The sequence below is a fragment of the Duffyella gerundensis genome (assembly GCF_001517405.1).
Lineage (GTDB): Bacteria > Pseudomonadota > Gammaproteobacteria > Enterobacterales > Enterobacteriaceae > Duffyella > Duffyella gerundensis.
This window is the reverse complement of the sequence record NZ_LN907827.1, coordinates 1,950,965-1,970,492: the sequence shown is the minus strand read 5'-3', so window position 1 is coordinate 1,970,492 and position 19,528 is coordinate 1,950,965. Positions and strand designations below refer to the sequence as shown.

Annotated in this window: 17 protein-coding genes; 9 read left to right on the top strand and 8 right to left on the bottom strand. The window is 57.2% G+C overall.

Annotation, left to right across the window (positions count from 1 at the left end):
* Window positions 1–37: 37 nt before the first annotated feature.
* Window positions 38–1,042: an alpha/beta fold hydrolase gene (locus tag EM595_RS09150; RefSeq protein ID WP_067430703.1), complete on the bottom strand. Its 1,005-nt coding sequence runs from the start codon at window positions 1,040–1,042 to the stop codon at window positions 38–40.
* A gap of 380 nt (window positions 1,043–1,422) precedes the next feature.
* Between EM595_RS09150 and EM595_RS09145 the strand changes: the two genes are divergently transcribed.
* The 3 genes from EM595_RS09145 (at window position 1,423) to EM595_RS09135 (ending at window position 2,594) form a co-directional block, all read left to right on the top strand.
* Window positions 1,423–1,794 carry a helix-turn-helix domain-containing protein gene (locus EM595_RS09145; RefSeq protein ID WP_067430701.1) on the top strand — a complete coding sequence of 124 codons (372 nt, stop codon included), beginning with the start codon at window positions 1,423–1,425 and terminating at the stop codon, window positions 1,792–1,794.
* A gap of 93 nt (window positions 1,795–1,887) precedes the next feature.
* Entirely contained in the window at window positions 1,888–2,319 is a 432-nt protein-coding gene (locus tag EM595_RS09140; RefSeq protein ID WP_067430699.1) for a ribonuclease domain-containing protein, read from the top strand.
* Window positions 2,319–2,594 carry a barstar family protein gene (locus EM595_RS09135; RefSeq protein ID WP_419190071.1) on the top strand — a complete coding sequence of 92 codons (276 nt, stop codon included), beginning with the start codon at window positions 2,319–2,321 and terminating at the stop codon, window positions 2,592–2,594. The genes EM595_RS09140 and EM595_RS09135 overlap by 1 nt, the downstream gene beginning before the upstream one ends.
* On the opposite strand, the gene EM595_RS09130 is transcribed toward EM595_RS09135, so the two are convergent.
* The 4 genes from EM595_RS09130 to EM595_RS21065 all read right to left on the bottom strand — a co-directional run bounded on the left by EM595_RS09130 (window position 2,591) and on the right by EM595_RS21065 (window position 9,610).
* On the bottom strand, window positions 2,591–4,987 hold the full coding sequence (locus EM595_RS09130; RefSeq protein ID WP_067430697.1) for a virulence factor SrfC family protein: 2,397 nt from the start codon (window positions 4,985–4,987) through the stop codon (window positions 2,591–2,593). The genes EM595_RS09135 and EM595_RS09130 overlap by 4 nt on opposite strands.
* A complete protein-coding gene (locus EM595_RS09125) occupies window positions 4,984–7,929 on the bottom strand; it encodes a virulence factor SrfB (protein ID WP_067430695.1) in 2,946 nt (981 codons plus the stop codon). Before EM595_RS09125 ends, EM595_RS09130 begins: the two co-directional genes overlap by 4 nt.
* A gap of 2 nt (window positions 7,930–7,931) precedes the next feature.
* Window positions 7,932–9,227, bottom strand: a complete 1,296-nt coding sequence (locus tag EM595_RS09120; protein WP_067430693.1) for an SrfA family protein — start codon at window positions 9,225–9,227, stop codon at window positions 7,932–7,934.
* A 221-nt stretch (window positions 9,228–9,448) separates the two neighbouring features.
* Window positions 9,449–9,610, bottom strand: coding sequence for a hypothetical protein (locus tag EM595_RS21065; RefSeq protein WP_157883861.1), 162 nt, complete (start codon window positions 9,608–9,610; stop codon window positions 9,449–9,451).
* Window positions 9,611–9,925: 315 nt separating this feature from the next.
* On the opposite strand from EM595_RS21065, the gene EM595_RS09115 reads away from it, so the two are divergent.
* Complete coding sequence (locus EM595_RS09115; protein ID WP_067430690.1) at window positions 9,926–10,132, top strand: con-10 family general stress protein; 207 nt, start codon at window positions 9,926–9,928, stop codon at window positions 10,130–10,132.
* A gap of 454 nt (window positions 10,133–10,586) precedes the next feature.
* On the opposite strand, the gene EM595_RS09110 is transcribed toward EM595_RS09115, so the two are convergent.
* Window positions 10,587–11,771: a benzoate/H(+) symporter BenE family transporter gene (locus tag EM595_RS09110; protein ID WP_067430688.1), complete on the bottom strand. Its 1,185-nt coding sequence runs from the start codon at window positions 11,769–11,771 to the stop codon at window positions 10,587–10,589.
* Between the two features lie 90 nt (window positions 11,772–11,861).
* On the opposite strand from EM595_RS09110, the gene EM595_RS09105 reads away from it, so the two are divergent.
* Window positions 11,862–12,413 carry a helix-turn-helix domain-containing protein gene (locus EM595_RS09105; protein ID WP_067430685.1) on the top strand — a complete coding sequence of 184 codons (552 nt, stop codon included), beginning with the start codon at window positions 11,862–11,864 and terminating at the stop codon, window positions 12,411–12,413.
* 91 nt (window positions 12,414–12,504) lie between these two features.
* The gene (locus tag EM595_RS09100; RefSeq protein WP_067430682.1) at window positions 12,505–13,569 is read left to right on the top strand and encodes an SDR family oxidoreductase; all 1,065 of its coding nucleotides are present in this window, start codon (window positions 12,505–12,507) and stop codon (window positions 13,567–13,569) included.
* On the opposite strand, the gene EM595_RS09095 is transcribed toward EM595_RS09100, so the two are convergent.
* A complete protein-coding gene (locus tag EM595_RS09095) occupies window positions 13,570–14,478 on the bottom strand; it encodes a glycosyltransferase family 2 protein (RefSeq protein ID WP_067430679.1) in 909 nt (302 codons plus the stop codon).
* Between the two features lie 104 nt (window positions 14,479–14,582).
* Window positions 14,583–16,691 carry a TonB-dependent receptor PqqU gene (pqqU, locus tag EM595_RS09090; protein WP_067430676.1) on the bottom strand — a complete coding sequence of 703 codons (2,109 nt, stop codon included), beginning with the start codon at window positions 16,689–16,691 and terminating at the stop codon, window positions 14,583–14,585.
* 192 nt (window positions 16,692–16,883) lie between these two features.
* Between pqqU and EM595_RS09085 the strand changes: the two genes are divergently transcribed.
* From EM595_RS09085 to EM595_RS09075, 3 genes are all read left to right on the top strand, one after another.
* Window positions 16,884–17,804: an NAD(P)-dependent oxidoreductase gene (locus EM595_RS09085; protein ID WP_071852503.1), complete on the top strand. Its 921-nt coding sequence runs from the start codon at window positions 16,884–16,886 to the stop codon at window positions 17,802–17,804.
* A 426-nt stretch (window positions 17,805–18,230) separates the two neighbouring features.
* Window positions 18,231–19,211, top strand: coding sequence for a 6-phosphofructokinase (locus tag EM595_RS09080; RefSeq protein ID WP_067430669.1), 981 nt, complete (start codon window positions 18,231–18,233; stop codon window positions 19,209–19,211).
* Window positions 19,212–19,220: 9 nt separating this feature from the next.
* The gene (locus tag EM595_RS09075; RefSeq protein ID WP_067430665.1) at window positions 19,221–19,526 is read left to right on the top strand and encodes a PTS sugar transporter subunit IIB; all 306 of its coding nucleotides are present in this window, start codon (window positions 19,221–19,223) and stop codon (window positions 19,524–19,526) included.
* The last annotated feature ends 2 nt before the right edge of the window (window positions 19,527–19,528 follow it).

The following is a 19,528-nucleotide window of genomic DNA, read 5'->3' as shown; positions in this document are numbered from 1 at the left end:
CACGGGCAAACAGGGCCGCAAAAGCGGCCCTTTTTTATTACTTTTGCAGCACGCCAAGCAGGCGCTGATGGAACATGTCTGGTTTTTCCATCTGCGGTGCGTGCCCCAGGCCAGGAAACTCAATCAGCTGAGCGCCGGGAATCAGACCGGCAACCGTTTTGCCCAGCTGCTTATAGTTACCCAGTTGTGACTTAACCGCCGCTGGCGCAATATCGCTGCCGATGGCGGTGGTATCGTCGGTACCGATCATCAGCGTGGTTGGCACCTTAAGGTCTTTGAACTCATAGTAAACCGGCTGGGTAAAAATCATGTCGTAAATCAGCGCCGAGTTCCATGCCACCCGCGTTTTACCCGGTCCATTGTTCAGGCCCGCCAGCATATCGACCCATTTATCGTACGATTTATCCCAGCGGCCGCTGTAGTAGGTTTTCTGTTCATACTGCTTGATGCCCGCCGCGCTGGTTTTCAGTTCACGTTGATACCACTGATCGACACTGCGCCACGGCACGCCTTTGGCTTTCCAGTCTTCCAGCCCGATCGGGTTCACCAGCACCATTTTTTCAACCTCCTGCGGATAACTCAGGCTGTAACGTGTGGCCAGCATGCCGCCGGTGGAGTGGCCGATCACGATCGCCTTATCAACATGCAGGCTTTTCAGCAGGGCATGGGTATTGTCCGCCAGCTGCTGAAAGCTGTACTGATAGCTCGCCGGTTTGCTGGAGCTGCAAAAACCGATCTGATCCGGCGCGATGACGCGATAGCCGTTGCTGCTCAGTGCGGCAATGGTGGCCTGCCAGGTGGCACCACAGAAATTTTTGCCGTGCATCAGCACCACCGTATGGCCGTTTGCCTTGCCCTGTGGCTGCACGTCCATAAAACCCATGTGCAGCGTTTGCTGTTGCGACTGAAAGCTGAACTGCTGCAGCGGATAGGGATAGGTGAAGCCCTGTAACTCCGGGCCATAAACCGGCGTGGCGGCAACGGCGGCGGTAGAGCCGAGCAGGGCACCCCAAAGCAGTGCGCTGCGGGAAAGCGTAAGCATGACGGTTTTTCTCCTTGATGTGCACCGGCCAGGCGGGCCGGTCGCAATATGATCGGCTATAAGTCTGGCGGCAAATCGGCGGCAGGGCACGCAATTTACAAGACATTGCATTTACTTAGCGCTAAAGGAAAAGCGGATAGGCGCTGCGGCAACGCCACTGAATTGTAAGAAGTGGTAAATGTATCTGCAAGAGTGACAGATACATTTATCCTGTAAAGACAGGCCAGGCGGGCGCTGTTCGGTATGACACAGCAATAGCCACACGCCGAGCAGGGACGAAAATGTAATAATAAAACTTGCATTAAACGCCGAGGTGGGCCATTTTAAATGTAATTGCAACTGATACTAATACTGTTCGCTGCCGCGACGGGAGACAGAGAATGAGAACCGACGTATTTATTCACGATCTGATTAACTGGATTGATAACAACATTGAAGGCCGCCTTGATCTCGACACCGTATCTGAACGGGCTGGCTACTCAAAATGGCATCTGCAACGTATGTTCAAAGAACACACCGGCCATCCGCTGGGTGAGTACATCCGCGAGAAAAAGCTGAAGAAATCAGCCGATCGCCTGACCACCAGCAACGAACCGATCCTTAACGTGGCGATCGCCCTCGGATTTGATTCACAGCAGTCGTTTAATCGTAGCTTTAAACGCCAGTTTGGCCAGGCGCCAGGTGCATGGCGTCGCACTTATGCGCATCAACACCGTAATAACAGCAGCAGCCAGACGGCCAGCCGCGGATAGTCATGTGCGCGTTGGGCCGACCTCACCGTCGGCCCGCGTTACCCACAAAAAATGGTATAGTCCGCAGTTCGTTCACTTCGCTCTCTACTAATCATGTCAACACTTCGCTGGATCGTTCTTGCTGCTGCGCTGATCGTCTGTTGGATCGGCCTGAAACCCCATTTTTCCGCGCCTCCGTTGGCCCAACAGGACATCAGTGCGCTCACCGCTGCGCCGGTGGTTGCCCGTTATCTTCAACAACATCAGCAGTTACCTGCGTTTTACCTGACAAAAAGTCAGGCGCGTCGTCAGGGCTGGGATCCCGCCAAAGGCAATTTATGCGTGAGTCTGCCCGGCCATGCCATCGGTGGCGATCGTTTTGCCAATCGTGAAGGGCGTTTGCCCGCCGCAGCCGGAGAACGCTTCTTTGAAGCCGATGTGAATTACCAGTGCGGACACCGCAACGCCGACCGCCTGATCTGGTCAACCAGCGGCACCGTCTGGCTGACGCGCGATCACTATCGCACTTTTACCCGGATGCCGTGATGACGCTGCACCGGCTGAGCTTTGATTTTCGGCAGATCGCCGACATGCGCGCCTTCTATCGCCATTTCGTCCGGCTGACCCACAGCGGCGCGCACTTTGGCAACAACCTTGATGCGTTATGGGATGTGCTAACCGGTGAAATGCCGTTACCGGCGGAGATTGCGCTGTGCCATCTGCACAGCGCCGCCAGGCAGGAAACCTTTGCGGCGCTGATTGCCCTGTTACGGGAAGCGGAAGTTGAGCTGGCAGGCCAACTCAAAGTGAGGATCGATTAGAACCGTTTTACCGGCGCACACTGACGCACGATATCTGCCAGCGCATTGCGCGCGGCAGCATCCAGTTCACGGCCGCTGGCGTAGCCGTTGTTATCAACGATCAGCCGATCCAGCCCAACCAGCCAGTCGTAAATATAGAACGCGGTATTGTTAGCGGGCGTGGCAGAGAGTTTGGTCAGGCGACTGGCCTGGCCAAAGGTCACTGACGGCCCTGGCGGCCGGGCAAAAATCGGCTGGCCCGGATTGACCCGGCTGGCCGGTCGCTGCGCCTCAGGCAGCTGAGAAAAACCGAGCCAGGCCACAAAATCACCGAGTACGGTCAGCGCCCGCGATACCTGGCGATCGGCCTTGGCTTCACGATTGCCGCCCGGTAGCTCATGCTCGCTGAGCGCACGTTGCAGGGCACCGGCAATATCAAGCCTGAAGCTGGCATCGATCAGCTCTTCAATCAATTGGGTCAGCGTGGTTTTATCCACATCCAGCAGGCTCAGCAGGCTGCTGCTGTCAGGCAGTGCCCGCAGATGCTGCAACCAGAAACGCTGTACCTGACGGGCGAACTGGCTCTCATCGTCGGCGGCATCGCGGCCCGGTTGCGACGGCGTGGTCACCGGCGCATCGTTGAACAGATCAAATTCAAAGCCAATACCAAAGTGCTGCTGCTGCGGGCCTGCGGCGGCGGCAACATGCTGACGTTCGGGTTGGAGCCAGAGCTGACGCAGCGCTTCACGCGACGGTTGCAGACGCTCCAGCAGCTCGCCATGTAATCCGGTACGGTGCTGCAGGGCCTTCAGCAGGCGATTGGCAATTTGCTGTTTCTGCTCTGCCTGTTGTGGCGTGGCATCGGCCTGCAACCAGTTGGCAAACAGGGTTTCGGCGATCTCCTGCTGCAGCGCGGTAAGCTGTTCGGCCAGCTGCTGACGGCTGGTTTCCGGGCGGATTTCCGCTTCCAGCCAGCTCGCCATACGATCGACGCCGGCGCGATCCTCCACCAGCATGGTTCCCCAGTCGCTGCCGGGCTGACCCACGCGACGCTGCACGGCTTCATCGACGCTGTGCTGCTGACGATGGCGCGCATCGTGACGGGTAATCGACCAGAGCAGACGCGGTTTTTCCGCCGCGGGCTGCTGGCTGGCCCAGTCGCCGAGCAGTTTGCCTGCCGTCGCCGCATCGGCGCGCTCACTGGCGGCGTTGCACACCAGAATCAGATCGATAGCGCGGCGCTCGGCGTAGCTGCTGAGAAATAGCGCACGGCGCGCGGCCATTAAGCGTGCGGCCAGCGGATTGCGCTGCTGGCTGCGACGGCGTTCAAATCGGGTATCTTCATCTTCCGGCTCGCCCCAGGCGGGAATATCCAGCATATCTGCCTGATCGAAAATCGCCTGACGCGGCGGCGTATCAAGCGGGATCAGCAATTCACGGCTGAGCAGCAGCAGGGTAGCCAGCGCCACCGGCTGCGGTTTTCCCATGCGGTTGCCGTTCATTGGGCAAATTTCCAGCTGGCGATCCTGCGACTGGCCAAAACCATCGGCCGCCTGCGGATTGATCAACAGTTCGGCCGGTAGCTGCGACTCATCCACCAGCAGCGACAGCGGCGCCATCACGCGGGTGGCCAGCTTCCATTGATGCAGCTGATGCACCAGCTGGCGCCAGGCTTCGGTCAGGGTGTCATCTTCTGCCCACAGCAGGGCGAACAGGCGTGCACGGTCATCCACCGACAGCCATGGCGCCAGCTCCAGCGCCTGCGGCCAGAAGTGACGATCAAACAGCGCGTTGTGCTGCGCATCGTGACGCGCGCTCCATTGCCAGAGTGCCACCAGCTCATCGCTGTCGAGACCGGCTACCGGCTCGCTCTGCCGGTGACGTTGCAACTGACTCAGGGCATTATCGATCGCCTGGCTGGTGGGCGGCGTGCCTGGCTGTTGCCGCCAGGCGGCCAGCATCATGCGGGTCACTTCGCCTTCGTTAAACAGGCTAATGGTCACCGGCCAGGCGGCGGACTTTACCTCAGCGGTATGGCTGAAACGCGTGACCACACCATAATCCTGATGGCCCGGATTAATGTGGCTGAACCACTCCAGCTGCTTACCGCCAAGGGTGGTCACCAGATGGCCCTGCGCATCGGCCACCATCTCTTTCAGCAACCAGGCTTTGCCCGGCTGTGAATGACCATACAGCGCCAGGCTGTTGTCGCGCGCCAGGCTGTTAGCCATGCCGTGCAGCTGACGGCGATGACGGCGCAGGCGCAGCGCCAGGCCATCCGCTTCTAAATCGAGACGCGGTGTGCGATCGCGCGTCTGCTCAATCCACTCCAGCGCGGCGGCGATGCCGTTATTCAGGGCGGTTAACTGTTTGGTCAATTGGGTGGTCTGTTGTTTCGGCGTTACCACTTTCATCGCTTATATACGCTCCCGCTGTCGATCCAGTACTGCGCATTGGCATTGCCGCTGCCAGATAACGTGTTCAGTTTGAGGCTGAGTTGGTGTAACGGCACGCGCGTGCCATCATCCAGCCGGGCTTCGCTGATCTCCAGCGTCTCATGGCCTTGTTCCCCGGCCGCGATGGCAAGCTTAACACGCAGCAGGTTCTCGCCGGCAACTTTGCGCGCCAGCGCCGTGTCGGTGATGCTCAGGCTGTAGAGCGGCGAAGCGGGCCAGCGATCGTTATCCAGCTGGCGGAAGCCAAGGCAGACGTTGCCGCGGATCTGCAGGCTCGCTTTACGATCCAGCGCATAGCTGGCGTCATCAAAGTCGATCTCGCTGTAGCAGACGTTCTCTTCGCTAAGCACCTGGTTTTCATCCAGCAGGCCGAGATAGCGAATGGTTGAGTAAGGCTGAAAATCCCCGGCGCGAAAATAGAAGCTCGCCAGGCGCAAATCCAGCGCCAGCAGGCAGAGCATCGCGCCCACCGCCGCCGTGGATTTAGGATTGTCGATGCGGCCATCTTTATTAAAGGGATACCAGTCGCTGGTGTGGTAGCCCTCCAGCGACAGAATGCGGTTACCCGGCAGCGGCTGCAAATGACGGAACAACGCCTGCACGCCAGGAAAACGCGAAGGGCGTCCGGTCAGCAGCAGCACGTCACAGCCGTAGAGCGACACCACTTCCGCCATCGAGCGCAGCGCCGGAATAATCGCCATGCGATGCTGGAGAAATTCGTTGTGCAGCTGGGCCAGGCTGACCACCAGCGGCAGTTGCAGCACGTTAAACGGCTTGTCGCTGACGCGCTGAATCTCACCGTTAACAAAATCGAGCACCGCCGCCGTCGGTGGCTGGCTCAGCAACTCGCCAAACAGCGCATCTATTTCGGCGCGGCTGTCGAGCGGATCAAAGCGCTCATACTGCTCCAGCACCGCCTCAGCCAGTGGAATAAACAGCTGCAGCGTCACCTGCTGACGCAGCGTGGCGTGCGCATCAACGCGGTCGTGACCAAACAGTTTACTCATCACCGCATCCGGTGAGGCGACGCCCGCTTTGCGCAGCGCGCTGGTCATCGCGGGCAGCACATAAAGCTGAATAATATCGAGCAGGATATCGTCGCCCGCCACCTTAAAGCCTTCACGGAACAGCAGGCGCGGGTTGATTTTGACGTTGTTGCCCTGGCCATCATCCAGCGTGTATTGCGTGATGGCCAGATCGGTGGTGCCACCGCCGATATCAATCGACGCGATGCGCAGGCTCTTGCCCGCCGGTTCGTCGGCATCGCGCGGGCGATCGGGGCGCGCCATGCTGGCAAAAAACGCTTCGGCGCGACCGGCAAAGTTCACCTGGGTTTCGTTAAACAGCCAAACCATCTGGCCGCAGGTCGCTTCATCCCACTCCATCTGGACGTCTGGCACCGGTTTACGGCTCAGTGCTTTGTCTGCCTCGGTGTCAAAGCCCGCATCCTGCGGATGCCAGCCCTGCGCCTTCCACACCAGTGCGATCGCCTGCTGCATGCGGCGACGGAAAATCTCACGTTCAGGCTTTGGCATTGCCGACGGCAGCGTCAGAATAATGTGCCGCAGCTGACGCGGCGCCGTAACGTGCGGCATTTTCTGCCGCTGCGCCGCGCTGTTCATCTGCATCAGCGCCTGCGCCAGCAGCTCGGAGAGCATAAAGGTCATCAGTGCGCTGCGGCTGTACTGCGCGGAAAATACCGGCAGGCGTTCGTCGGCGGGCAACGCGTACAGCGGTTCGCCTTCATCATTTAACAGGGTCATCAGCGGACTGGCCGCGGCCATCGGCTCCTGATCCTGATTGAACCGCCAGCCTGCCAGCCATGGCTCTTCGTCCCATAAATAGCGCCGCGGACTGGAGAGGCCGGTTGCGCCTTCGGTGCCGGTACGCTGCAACGCCAGGCGGCTCGCTTCACGACCGGCGCGGGTCAGCGCAGGCCAGACAAACGCCTCTTCACGACCGCTCTGCACGGAAAAATGGGTTTTGCCAAAGCGCGCCTCGGCGAACTCCACCCGGCTGTCGAACATTTCGTTATAGACATAGTGCGGGCGGGAGAGATCGCGCAGCTGCAGCTCATAGGTCTGCTTCAGGCCGTTGCTCTCATCGGCGTGATCTTCCACCAGCACGCCGCAGGTGTGCGAGTTACCGACATCGAGGATCAGATCGACATTCACCACCGGCTCCTGCAACGTGGCCGCGTGAATATGAATATCGCTAAGGCCGAGCTGGCTGCCAAGCAGCGCCAGTAAATTAAGGTAGTGCGCCTGATACTCAAATTCGCGCAGCGCTGAATTGATATCCGCCTCACGGCGCTGCTGCAGGGCGCTGACTTGCTGACTGAACACTTCGCGCAGCCAGCCATCCACCCACGGCAGATCGAGAAACTCGCCCAGCTCATAGTTGTTCCAGGCAAGGGCAAAATTGACGCCGTTCTGCGCGTCGCTGGCGCACAGGCCAAGCTGTTCGTCGCCGTCGCCAAGCAGGCGGGTATCAAAAGCCAGACAGATGCGGTGCGTGTTGCCTTCGGCATCCGGCTGGGGCAGCGCAAGAATTTGCACCCGCGCCCAGTTTTCCGGGCCGCCAATAAAGTTGCGCGGCGCGGTGCAGCGCAGGATCGGCAGCGGCAGCCACAGGCTGTCGAGCAGCGCCAGTGAGTCTGCCAGTACCACGCTGGATTCCGCCTTGACCACTTCGGCGGTACCGCCGTTCTGCGGCATCAGCAGGCACTTATCGCTGTTCTCTACCTGTTGCAGCACCAGCAGCGGGCCGTTAGCGGTTTGACGCACGAATTTCCGCGTCTGGCTGCTGTCGCTGACGCGTAGCGCAAAGTCGAGAAACTGAATGCCGCTCTCTTCAATTAAAGCGATCTTATGCAGATTGTCGGTAATGGTTGCCAGCATGCTTACTTACTCTCGCGCTTGATTGTCATCGGGGAGGCGGTCTCGCCAAACTGCGCTTCGCACTGGGCGGCGCCGTCACCTTGTTTACAGACCAGCTGCGGCATGCGGTATCGCGAGCCATCGCTGCATTTAGCGGTAAAGCGGCTGTTGATCGCCAGATCGCCGGTGCTGGTCCAGCCAGCGGTGATTTCATCTGCCTGACAACGCAGGCCGTCGCTTTGTACCACGCTGGCGCTGCCTTTGCCGCGGCGCAGCGTATAGCGCAGGGTAACCGGTTTGCCGGTGGATTGGGTGGCGTTGGGCAGCGTGACGCGCCAGCGGCCATCAAGGAAGCGGGTGGAACCGATGCGCATGGTATCGGCGGTGATCACCAGATCATCTTTGGCTGCGGGCCTGGCTGCGGTTGCCGCTGCGGGCGCAGCAGCAGCCGGAGCGACGGAGGCAACGCTGGCCGGTAGCAGTGGCAGCGTCTGCGCCAGTTTCTGTGCAGAGAGCAGAATGGCTGGCGCGCGTGCAGGCGTCGGGTCGCTGGCGACGGGTGCACTGGCCACAGGCGGCTGCTGCGACGGCGTCAGAAACACCACCGCACCGGCAACGGCAATTGCTAGCGGCGGCAATAGCCACCAGATCGGCAGGCGGCGACGGGATTGACTCACTGGCGCGGCGATGACCGGCGCTGGGGCCACCATCTCTGGCTCGGCTTCCGGCGCAATCACTGCCGGTTCCGCCACGGCTTCAGTCACCATGACGACAGGGGGAACAACGATGACCGGCGGCGCTTCGGCGGGCTGCACCAGCAGCGGCGGCGCTTCATCAAGGGTGTCACGCAGGCAGTCCAGCGCATCCTGACGGGCTTTTTTATCCAGTTCGACAAAACCCCAAAAGGTGATAACCGGCTTGCCGTCCACCAGATAAACATACTGGCAATCGGGGAACTGAAAGGCTTTGCTGAGCAGTGCACCAAACAGCTTCATGGCGGGCTTTTCCGCCTGTAACGCCTGCTGGCTCAGGGCATTCACGCTGAGCTGATGGCTTTCAAGCAGCTGGATAGCGTGGCGTCTTTCACTGTCACTGGCTGAACGCCAGGATTTCAGACGGCCAGAAAAGGGCGCGTACCAGTCGAGGCGGTCACCCGCGTCGTTGATCTGTGGAATGGCCAGACAGTCAGCCAGCGCGTGCTGCTTGCGCAGGCGCAGCGTTTCGCGCAGCTGTCGGGCAGAAGCAAACACCGGCTGGCCGTTTTCACCGAGTGCCAGTACGGCATCAAGGCTGCCGCTACGAAGAAATGTTTTTGTCACCTGCTGAGCCCTTTTGTGACGTTACCAGAGGCAGAAAATAGGGTGATATCTGCGATTGTGATGATTTTAATTCTGATTATGGCAAATCAAACGCCTGATAAGAGCGTGAAAGCGGGCTGTTTTCGTCGTGGCTGGTGGTTTTTTACGCGACCGCCATCGCATAACCAGAGAAAACTGGCGTAGCCGAAAGCAAAACGGCGATGGGGCTGACATCTGTGGACTTACTCGATGGCAGTAAAATGTTTTTTATTAATGGCTAGCCATGCACGGGAATGTTTAATAGTAGTACCATCTTCCATCAATAAATAGACGTGCGCACCCAGCAGCAGAGCGACAAACTTTCTTCGTTCGCAAACCAGCGAGCAACGATACCACTTCTTCATTTTTCACCTGACAGAAATAATTGGCTCTGATTAAGCTGGGGCCGATTCTAACAAATTAAATATCAATGAGTGTTGCTATGTTGTTTTTAGGAATTTTCTTATCTGACTATTTAATGATGGGGAAAGGTTGGTATTTAAGGGGCTGTGATAATAATTTGGTGGGTAATTTAAATGAACAGGAACAGAACCACAAAATTCATATATTTTATCTTGCGCTTATTATGAAACCGGATACATTTAATGGTGTTCGACCTGTCGTCTCGCCCCCCTTTTGCGCGACGTTATTTTAAGTGTATGTCAAAGAGGAGTTTTACAATGGCTCAACATCGTGGTGGTGCAGGGAATTTTGCAATGGATCGTCAACGCGCGTCCGAGGCTGGAAAGCTGGGTGGGCAGCGTAGCGGCGGTAACTTCAAAAACAATCCTGAAAAGGCATCCGAAGCAGGCCGCAAGGGCGGTAAGAACAGTCATGGCGGCGGCCGCAAGCCAGCCAACGCTGCCGAAGCAACCAACGCCAGCTAATCTTTTACGACCGTAGTTATCCCTTGCAGCCAATTTCTCCCGACGATAATCCCCCTCCATCGTCGGGAGAAATACACCCCGTACTCGCTCACTCCTCAGGCCTTCTAATTAAATCTCGTCACGCTCTCTTCTTATTATTCATCACGAATTTTTTTGCGTAATCATTGTTTGTGCAGATAAATAATAGCCGGCTGAATTTGAACCAATGCTAGCAATAATTACATTTAATGGCACCGCGTTTTTATGGTTTAGCTATTTAAATGCCATTGTTTTTTCTTTGCCAGAATACTGGACAGCTTTTCCAGGGATTGTACAACTTTGCAGGATTCTGTGATTTATCTTATTAGTGAGAGCGCCAGTGAAGTAAACAGGGTATTGCCTGAGCAGTTGGTGAAAAACCTTTTTCCGCTGCCGTTGTACTGGTTTAGCAATACAACGACAGCGCGCCGGGCTATTAGATTTTTCGTTTAGCGAGCAAGCGTTGAATAACGCAGGCCAGCAAGCCTGCTACCAGCCCCCACAGCGGCGCACCAATACCCAGCAGCTGAATACCGCTGGCAGTGACTAAAAAGGCGATCATCGCCGCATCACGTTCAGCCTCCTGCGCCAGTGCCTGCTGAATACTGCCAGCAATGGTCGCCAACAGCGCCAGGCCAGCCAGCGTCTGGATCAGCGCGCCAGGCAGGGCGCTGAACAGCAAGCCGACCGCGCCGCCCAGCGCGCCAGCGATGAGATAAAACAGGCCTGCAACCACCGCTGCCGCATAGCGTTGCTGGCGATCGGGATGAATCTCCTCACTCATGCAAATGGCGGCGGTAATTGCAGCTATACAGACAGAAAAGCCGCCAAAAGGTGACAGCAACAGTGCAGTAAAGCCCGTCCAGCCAATCAGGGAAGAGACCGGGGGCTGATAGCCAAACGCCTGCAACGTTGCGATGCCGGGCGCATTTTGCGACGCCATCGTAACAATAAAGAAGGGGATACCCACGCCAAGCAGCGCGGCGGGAGAAAAGTGAGGTGCAACAAACTCTGGCAGCGCAAAGCGCAGCGGCTGGGGCGGCAGATGAATAGCCTGTTGCGCCATCGCCACCGCCAGTCCCACCAGCAGGGTCAACAAAATTGCATAGCGTGCCATGCGCTGTCGGCCAATAACAAATGCCAGACACATCGCTCCACATAGCAGGAAGTTCTGCTGCAGGCCAGTAAAGGCGTTTAAACCAAAACGCAGCAGTATGCCTGCCAGCATCGCAGCACAGATTGCCTGTGGTATGATCCTCATTATCCGCGCGAACAATCCGGTGACTGCGGATAACAAAATCAACGCATTACTGAAGATAAACACGCCGACCGCTTCACTCAAGGTGACGTCATGAAAGCCCGCTGTCAGTACAACAGCACCCGGTGTTGACCAGGCGGTGAGTACCGGAATGCGATATTTCCACGACAGACCGATCGTGGTGATACCCATTGCCAGGCCGAGTACCACCAGCCAGCTGCCCGTCTGTTCAATAGTGGCACCCGCTGCCTGGGCCGCCTGGAAAACAATGGCAGCTGAACTGGTATAGCTCACCAGTACAGCCACCAGTCCGGCCACTATGGCGGGCAGGGTGAAATGGCGAAGCGCGAGCGGAACCGGCATACCAACTCCTTTTGTGCGTTATAGCGCCCAGGCTACCACTGTGCGTTATAACGCACAAGTGGTGACAGTTTACGGTTAACAGAGAAAGAGATGCATAAATTAGCCCAGTATATGGCTGCGCAACTCAGGATGTTGCGGCAACAACGACGCTGGAGTCTGGCGGAAGCCGCCGAACGCACCGGCGTCAGCAAAGCGATGCTTGGCCAAATCGAGCGCACTGAATCAAGCCCTACGGTAGCAACGCTGTGGAAAATCGCCACCGGTTTTAATGTTCCCTTTACCACTTTTATAGAACCTGACTCGCTGGCCACCGAGCCGGCACAGCCCGTGGTGCACGATGTTAACCAGCCGATCTCGGTGACTCAGCTGTTTCCTTACGACAGCGAATTCAATATGGATATGCTGCTGATCCAGATGGCGCCTGGCTCGCGCAGTGATTCCGATCCACACCGTCCGGGCGTGGTGGAGCATATCTGGGTGGTGCGCGGCGTATTGGCGCTCAAAATTGAGACCCGCTGGCTACGCCTGACCCAGGGCGACACCCTGCGCTTCGCCGCCGACGTGCCGCACAGCTATGCCAACGCGGGCAACACTATGGTGCAATTTCATGACGTGGTGCTCTATCCCGACGCTAAAAGCTAAAAGCTGAAATGCAACATGCTGTTTCTGCACCGGTAAAATGTGATGACTGCACTATAATTAGCCCTTCATTCAGACAACACGGGAGTTTTTTATGACCTCGCGCGCACTTATTGTTGGCGTCAGTGGTATCAACGGCACGGCGCTGGCAGAAACGCTGACCGCACAAAACTGGCAGGTCTGGGGATTATCTCGCGGTCGTACTGCGGTGCCGGAAGGCTGCCAGGCGATTCAGGTCGATCTGACCGATGCCGCGGCGGTGAAAGAGGCGCTGAAGGATATTACGGTAGACAGCGTATTTTTCAGCGTCTGGGCCCGTCAGGAAAATGAGAAAGAGAACATTCGGGTTAACGCAGCAATGGTACGCAACGTGCTTGAGGCGCTGGGCGATCGCTTAACCGGTGGTCACGCCGCGCTGATCACTGGTCTGAAGCATTATCTCGGTCCGTTCGACGCCTACGGCAAAGGCGACGTGCCGATGACGCCGTTCCGTGAGGAGCAGGGCCGTCAGCCGGTCGACAACTTCTATTATGCCCAGGAAGATGAGCTGTTCGCCGCGGCGGAAAAGTATCACTTCAGCTGGAGCGTACACCGCCCGCACACCATCATCGGTTTTGCGCTGGGCAACGCCATGAATATGGGCCAGACGCTGGCGGTTTACGCCACGCTGTGCAAGGTCAACAATCAGCCGTTTGTTTTCCCTGGCTCGCAGGCGCAGTGGGAAGGGGTCACCGACATGACCGATTCGCATCTGCTGGCGGATCAGCTGCTGTGGGCGGCCACCAGCGAAAATGCTAAAAACCAGGATTTCAACGTGGTCAACGGCGACGTTTTCCGCTGGAAATGGATGTGGGGCGAAATCGCCCGCTATTTTGATATCGAGCCAGTGGGTTTTGATGGCGAGCCGCAGCCGCTGGAAGCGCGCATGCAGCAGGCCGATGCGCAGTGGCGCGAGATTGCTGCGCGCTACGATCTGAAAGAAGCGGACGTTACGCGCCTGGCATCATGGTGGCACACCGATGCCGATCTCGGCAGGCCGATGGAGGTGTTCACCGATATCAGCAAAAGCCGCAAGGCGGGCTTCACCGGCTATCGCAGCACGCGTGACTGCTTCTTTGAACTGTTTGATCGGCTGAAAGCCAACCACATTATTCCCTGATTAACCGGCGCGCTCCAGCGCCTCCTGCCAGCGCGTGATGCAGCGCAGAATCAACGCATCACGCGCGGCACGACTTTCCCCCAGCGCACTGGCGGGCTGGCCCAGCAACTGCTCCAGCACCGTCAGTCCTGTCTGTAACGCCGCGATCGACATGCCTGGCGGATTCACCCATTGCAACAACGGCTCCGCGGTGCGGTGCTGCTCTTCTGACAGACGCGGAAACAACTGCGCCATCAGTTTCAGTCGGGTCTGCATAAACAGCGGCCGCAGCGGGCGCTGATCGCGCGACTGCTGCTGCGGGTGGATGCGATAGCGCAGCAGCTCATCCGGATGATTGGCCAGTTCCGCTTTGTGCAACATCAACTCACACCAGAATGCCCAGTCGAAAATCCCCTGCATCGCTGGATCCCAGCGTACGCCGAGCTTATCCAGCGTGCGGCGGCGGATAAGGGCAGTGGGATTGGCGATGTTGCTGACGGCGGCAAGCAGGTTGGCTTTAATCGCCCCGTCCTGTTGCGGCAGGATTACCCGATTGTAGTGGCTGCCAAACATACGCATCTGTGCGCCACAGGCGGCAACGCGCGGGCGGCTTTTCATCAGTTGCAGCTGTTTTTCCAGCCGCTGCGGCAGGGCGATATCGTCGGCATCCATTAAGGCAACAAAGTCACTGTCGCTCTGCTGCCAGCCCTGATTCAGCGCATTGGCCGCGCCGCCATTTTCGGCCAGCAGCAGGGTGCGAAAACGGGGATGGTCGATGCGCGCAAGAATGTCGCGGGTGTCGTCATGAGAACCATCGTCGATCACCAGCAGCTCCATGTCGGGCAGCGTTTGCGCGAGGATGGAGTCGACGCTTTCCTGTATAAATTCAGCCCCGTTGAACACGGGCAAAAGTACGGTAACAGCAGGCATGGTCACAGGCTCCGAAAACAAAAGCCGGATTTTCTGCGGGGAGTCGGGCGTGCGCAACAAGACCTGTCGCGAAAATGGCGGCACGACGGTGCCGCCAGCGAGATTTACTGAAAGGCGTAGCTGACCGAGAGACCGACGCCATAATTGCGCCCCGGTGCCGGTTCAAAGTAGCGGCCGTTGCTTTCGTTAACGATCACTGAACCGACGTAGTCACGGTCAAACAGATTATCGACGCGGCCAAACAGATCCAGCGTCCAGTTCTCCTGTACCCATTTATAGCCGCTGTTCAGGCCGACCAGCGTGTACGCGGGCGCTTTGGCGCTGTTGTCATCATCAGCGGCAATATTGCTCATGTAGCGCAGATCGGTGCCGGCATACCAGCCGCTGTCCGGCTGATAGCCAAACGCGGCATAAAGCATGTTGCGCGCGATACCCGGAATGCGGTTGCCACGGCAGCTCTCATCGCCACAGGCGTTGCTCTGATAAGTGGCATCGAGCAGCGTCCACGCCATGCGCAGCCGCCAGTCATAAGCAAATTGTTGATCCAGCGCCAGCTCAATACCGCGGCGGCGCGTCTCACCGGCGTTTTTATAGCTACTGCGTCCGCCGCTGCTCTGATCAACGACGATTTCATTTTTGGTTTCGGTCTGAAACAGCGCGGCGCTGAACAGTCCGTTACCGATGCGCGTTTTGCTGCCAATTTCCACTGAGTCGCTGGTGGCAGGTTGCAGGGCAACATTCAGCCCGTTAATCCCTCCGGCGCGGTAGGAAAGTTCATTGATGGTCGGCGTTTCAAATCCGCGTCCCGCCGAGGCGTAAAGATTCCACGCATCGGTAGCGGCATACTTCAGCGCGGCGGCGGGCAGCCATTTGTGATAGCGCGCGTTGCCGCTGTCATCCCCGTTCAGCGCGGTAATGTAACGATCGTTGGAGTCAAAATTCACCGTGCTGAAACGCACCCCGGCATCCAGCGACAGTTTATCGCTGAGCTGCCACGCGGTTTGCAGATAAGGATCGACGTTCCACATCAGGTTGCGTTCGTCGCGGCGCAGAGCGCCTTTATTACCGAGATCGCTGGCGCTGGTGAAGTTCTGATAGCCTTTGCGCTGCTCGGTCATGGTTTCATAATCGAGGCCGCCGGTCAGCGTCAGCGGAATGCCCGCCAGCTGATTGCGGTGGGTCCAGCGTGTATCAATCCCCTGATAGTGACGGGTCAGATCGATCACGCCGCCGGGATGCTGCGCACTGGCCAGCTGAACGGCGCGCGGAATCGACTGATACTGCACGGTTTCACGCTCACCGGCGTACACCATCACGCTGAGATCGTTGTTTTCATTCATGGCGCGCTGATAGCGCAGCCCGGCCTGGGTCTGCTTTACCGTTTTGCGCGCGTTGTAGAGCGTCACGTTGCTGGCGACCTGACGCGGATTGGATCGCCACTGATCGCCGGTTAATCCGCCCGGATCGTTGGCGTCGATATCGACGCTGTTAAAGATCAGCGTCAGGGTGCTGAGATCGTCAATGCGCACGCCGAGTTTGGCGTTAGCGAGATTCTTCTGCGCGCTGCTGTGGTCGCGATAGCCGTGCGTGGTAAAGCGGGTGGTGGACACCGCGTAGTTAACGTCGCCGGGCTGTGTGCCGTCACCCACCGCGCCAGTGGCCTTCAGGCCGTAACGCCAGGTGCCGTAGCTGCCGTAATAGCTGCTGGCCTGTACCCGTGTTGGCTGGCTGCCGGTTTCCGTTTCAACATTCACCACGCCGCCCGAGGCGTTGCCGTAGAGTGCTGAAAAAGGGCCGCGCAGCACTTCAACGTGGTCAATCGAGTTGATATCGATGTTGGACGTTTGTCCCTGGCCGTCGGGCATGGTGGCCGGAATGCCGTCAACGTACATGCGCACGCCGCGCACGCCGTAGGTAGAGCGCGAACCGAAACCGCGTACCGACAGCTGTAAATCCTGCGCATAGTTCTGGCGATTAAGCAGCTGTAAACCCGGCACCGCGCCCAGCGATTCTGACAGGTTGATCTGCGGCGCGGCGCGGCGCATATCGTCGCCGCCGATCACGCTGACCGCCGCGGGCGTTTCCAGCTCCGACAGCCCGGAGGGGGCCGGGGCTGCGCTGACCACCAGGGTGGCGGGCGCGTTCTCCGCCTGCACGCCGGGAGCAAGCAGCAGCAAGGCGGCGGGCAACGGGTAAAATTGTGTGATTTTCATACCATTTTTACTCGGTAAAAGTGAGGGAATGTTTCTGCTGAAACAGATGGCGCACAGGATAATCGCTTAGCGCACTCACGGGATAGCATTAATTGCCCAGGCGTTGCGGGCGCGTTTACCCGCGTTCACCGCAAAAAGAGACGCGCTGGTTACGCTTGCTGACGAAAAAAAACCTCGCCAGCGGCGACTTTTTTGCCGACTTGCACCAGGCTATCAGCTGCATTTTCGACTCAGAAAAAGGATAAACAGATGAATCAACCAACCGTCGCCGTACTGGGTTTAGGCGCTATGGGCCACGCTTTTGCCGCTAACCTGCTGAAAAAGGGCTTTACCGTGCATGGCTGGAATCGCACGCGATCGAAAGGGGAAGATCTCTGCGCCGCGGGATTGCAGCTGGCCGATCGGTCTGCTGACGCGGTCGCGCAGGCTGACGTCGTGATCCTGATGCTGGCCGATCCGGCTTCGACCGAAAGCGTGGTTAACCAGACGCTGCCCGCCATGAAGCAGGGCGCTACCCTGTGTCAGATGGGCACCATTGGCACGGCAATGACCGACTCACTGATTGCGCAGACCGCAGCGCAGCGCAGCGATCTGCTGTTTATCGATGCGCCGGTCTCCGGCACCAAAGCGCCAGCAGAAAATGCGCAGATTCTGATCCTCGCCAGCGGTGAGCGTGAGCGAGCCGCCGCTGCTGAGTCGGTGTTTGCCGCCATTGGTAAAGGCACGCGCTGGCTGGGCAGTGCCGGTGCCAGTTCGCGCATGAAGCTGGTGATCAACAGCTGGCTGATTGGCATGATGCAGAGCCTGGCAGAGAGCACGCTGCTGGCCGAAGAGTTTGGTTTTAGCCCGGACGATCTGTGGCAGGTGCTGGAGGGCGGACCGCTGGCGGCACCTTATGCCAAAGTCAAACTCGACATGATCACCGGCGGCGATTACACGCCACAGATGCACCTTAACTGGGCGCTGAAAGATGCGCGCCTGGCGCTGGATGCCGCCAGCGATCGTCAGTTGCCTGCGCTGGAAAATGTTACCCGCGTCTGGCAACAGGCGGTTGAGGCGGGCTATGGCGAACAGGATCTCGCTTCGGTATTTGCCTGGCTGAAAAATCAGTAACGCTTATCTGTAAAGGGGGCGCGCACTGGCGCCCCGATTCTATTCCCGTCTTACTTCTGTGCGTTTTTTTAACCCTTCTTAAACGCCTCCCCACGCCTTATTTCTTTTCCGATTCACTCGCTGCCTGAATAAATGCGCAGTCACTCACATTTTTATCATCTCAGAAAAAGTGCGACTCAGAAAAATAGAGCTGTTGCCGTTGCGATAGCATAAACATGGCTAACGTGCTGATTTAGCTTATGTTCACTTTAACATCTCATTAACCCGTGGAAATAACGATGTGAGATGAATCACAATTAATGGCGCTGACAATGCACTGTCAAGACGTCAGCCCGGGTGAAACATCACCATTATGTGACATCCGTTGCAAATAACCCTGTTGCCAAACGTAAGATAAGTCCTGTAGCCAGCGACGGGAGAGCAACGATGAAATTGGGTATGGTTATTAGCGGTGGTGATGTTTCCGGTATTAATAACTTTGTTTATCAAATTGCGCGCCTGACGCAGGCCAATATTATTTTGTTCGACGGCGGTATTCAGGGGTTGCTGGATAATCGCCAGCGGGAAATTTCCCTGCGCGATCTGCTGGATTATTCGATCAGCGCGATTCCGGTTATGGCTTCCGGACGCACCACGAGGAAATTGCACGGCCGGGAATATGAAGCGATCACCAAACAATTAAAGGCACTGCATATTGATGCGCTGATTATGGCGGGCGGTGACGGGTCATTACAGTTTTTAAATACGCTCAGTGAATATGGCATTGTCTGTTTTGGCGTCGGTATGACCATCGATAATGATGTCTTTGGCAGCGATTATACGCTGGGCTTTTCCACCGCCTGCGAACAGGTGATTAAAGAGGTCAGTAAATTACGCAATACCGGGCGGGCACTGCCGGGCCGGGTATTTATGATGGAACTGCTGGGCGGCTATTGCGGCGAGCTGACGCTGCAGGCGGCGATTAAATCCAATGCTGATATTGCGTTGATTCCGGAATGCGAAATACCGCTGGAGACGCTGGCCGAGCGCATTCGCCATAAGCTGACGCAGCAAAACAGCGTCATCGTGCTCTGTTCTGAAGGCTACACCCGCGAATATACCCCCGGCTTTCAGGGGGCGATCGACACCATGATTGCCCGACTGGAGCCGCGCATCGGCGTGCGGATACGAAAAACCATTATCGGTTACGGATTGCGTAATGGCGATCCGACCTGTGAAGAGATTTATCAGGGAACGATTATTGCGAGTGAAGTAGTGCGTTGTATTGCATCAGGTCTGCGTAATAAAGCTGTGATTATTAATTCCAGCAATAAGCCTATTCCAATCGATCTTATTAGCATGCAAAAACGGCTGGTCGATACCGAAGGGCACCATTATAAACTGGCTAAACAGTTATCCATACTGTGAGGAAATATTATGTTGAAGATTCTGTGTGTTTGCGGTTGCGGTTTAGGTTCAAGCTTTGCCATCGAAATGAGCGCCAAATCGGTATTAAAAAAACTCGAAATTGATGCTGAGATCGATCATACCACCATATCGGAAGCCAACGCGTTTAAATCGGATATTATTCTGACGCAAAAAACCTTCGCCGATATTTTAAATGCTGACGCCAGTGATGAGGAGAAGAAACGCGTCATTATTTTAAACCGGTTAACGGATAAACAGGAAATCGAAGAGAAAATTCTGGCCTTTTTAAAAGACCGCGATACTAAGGTAGCCTGAAT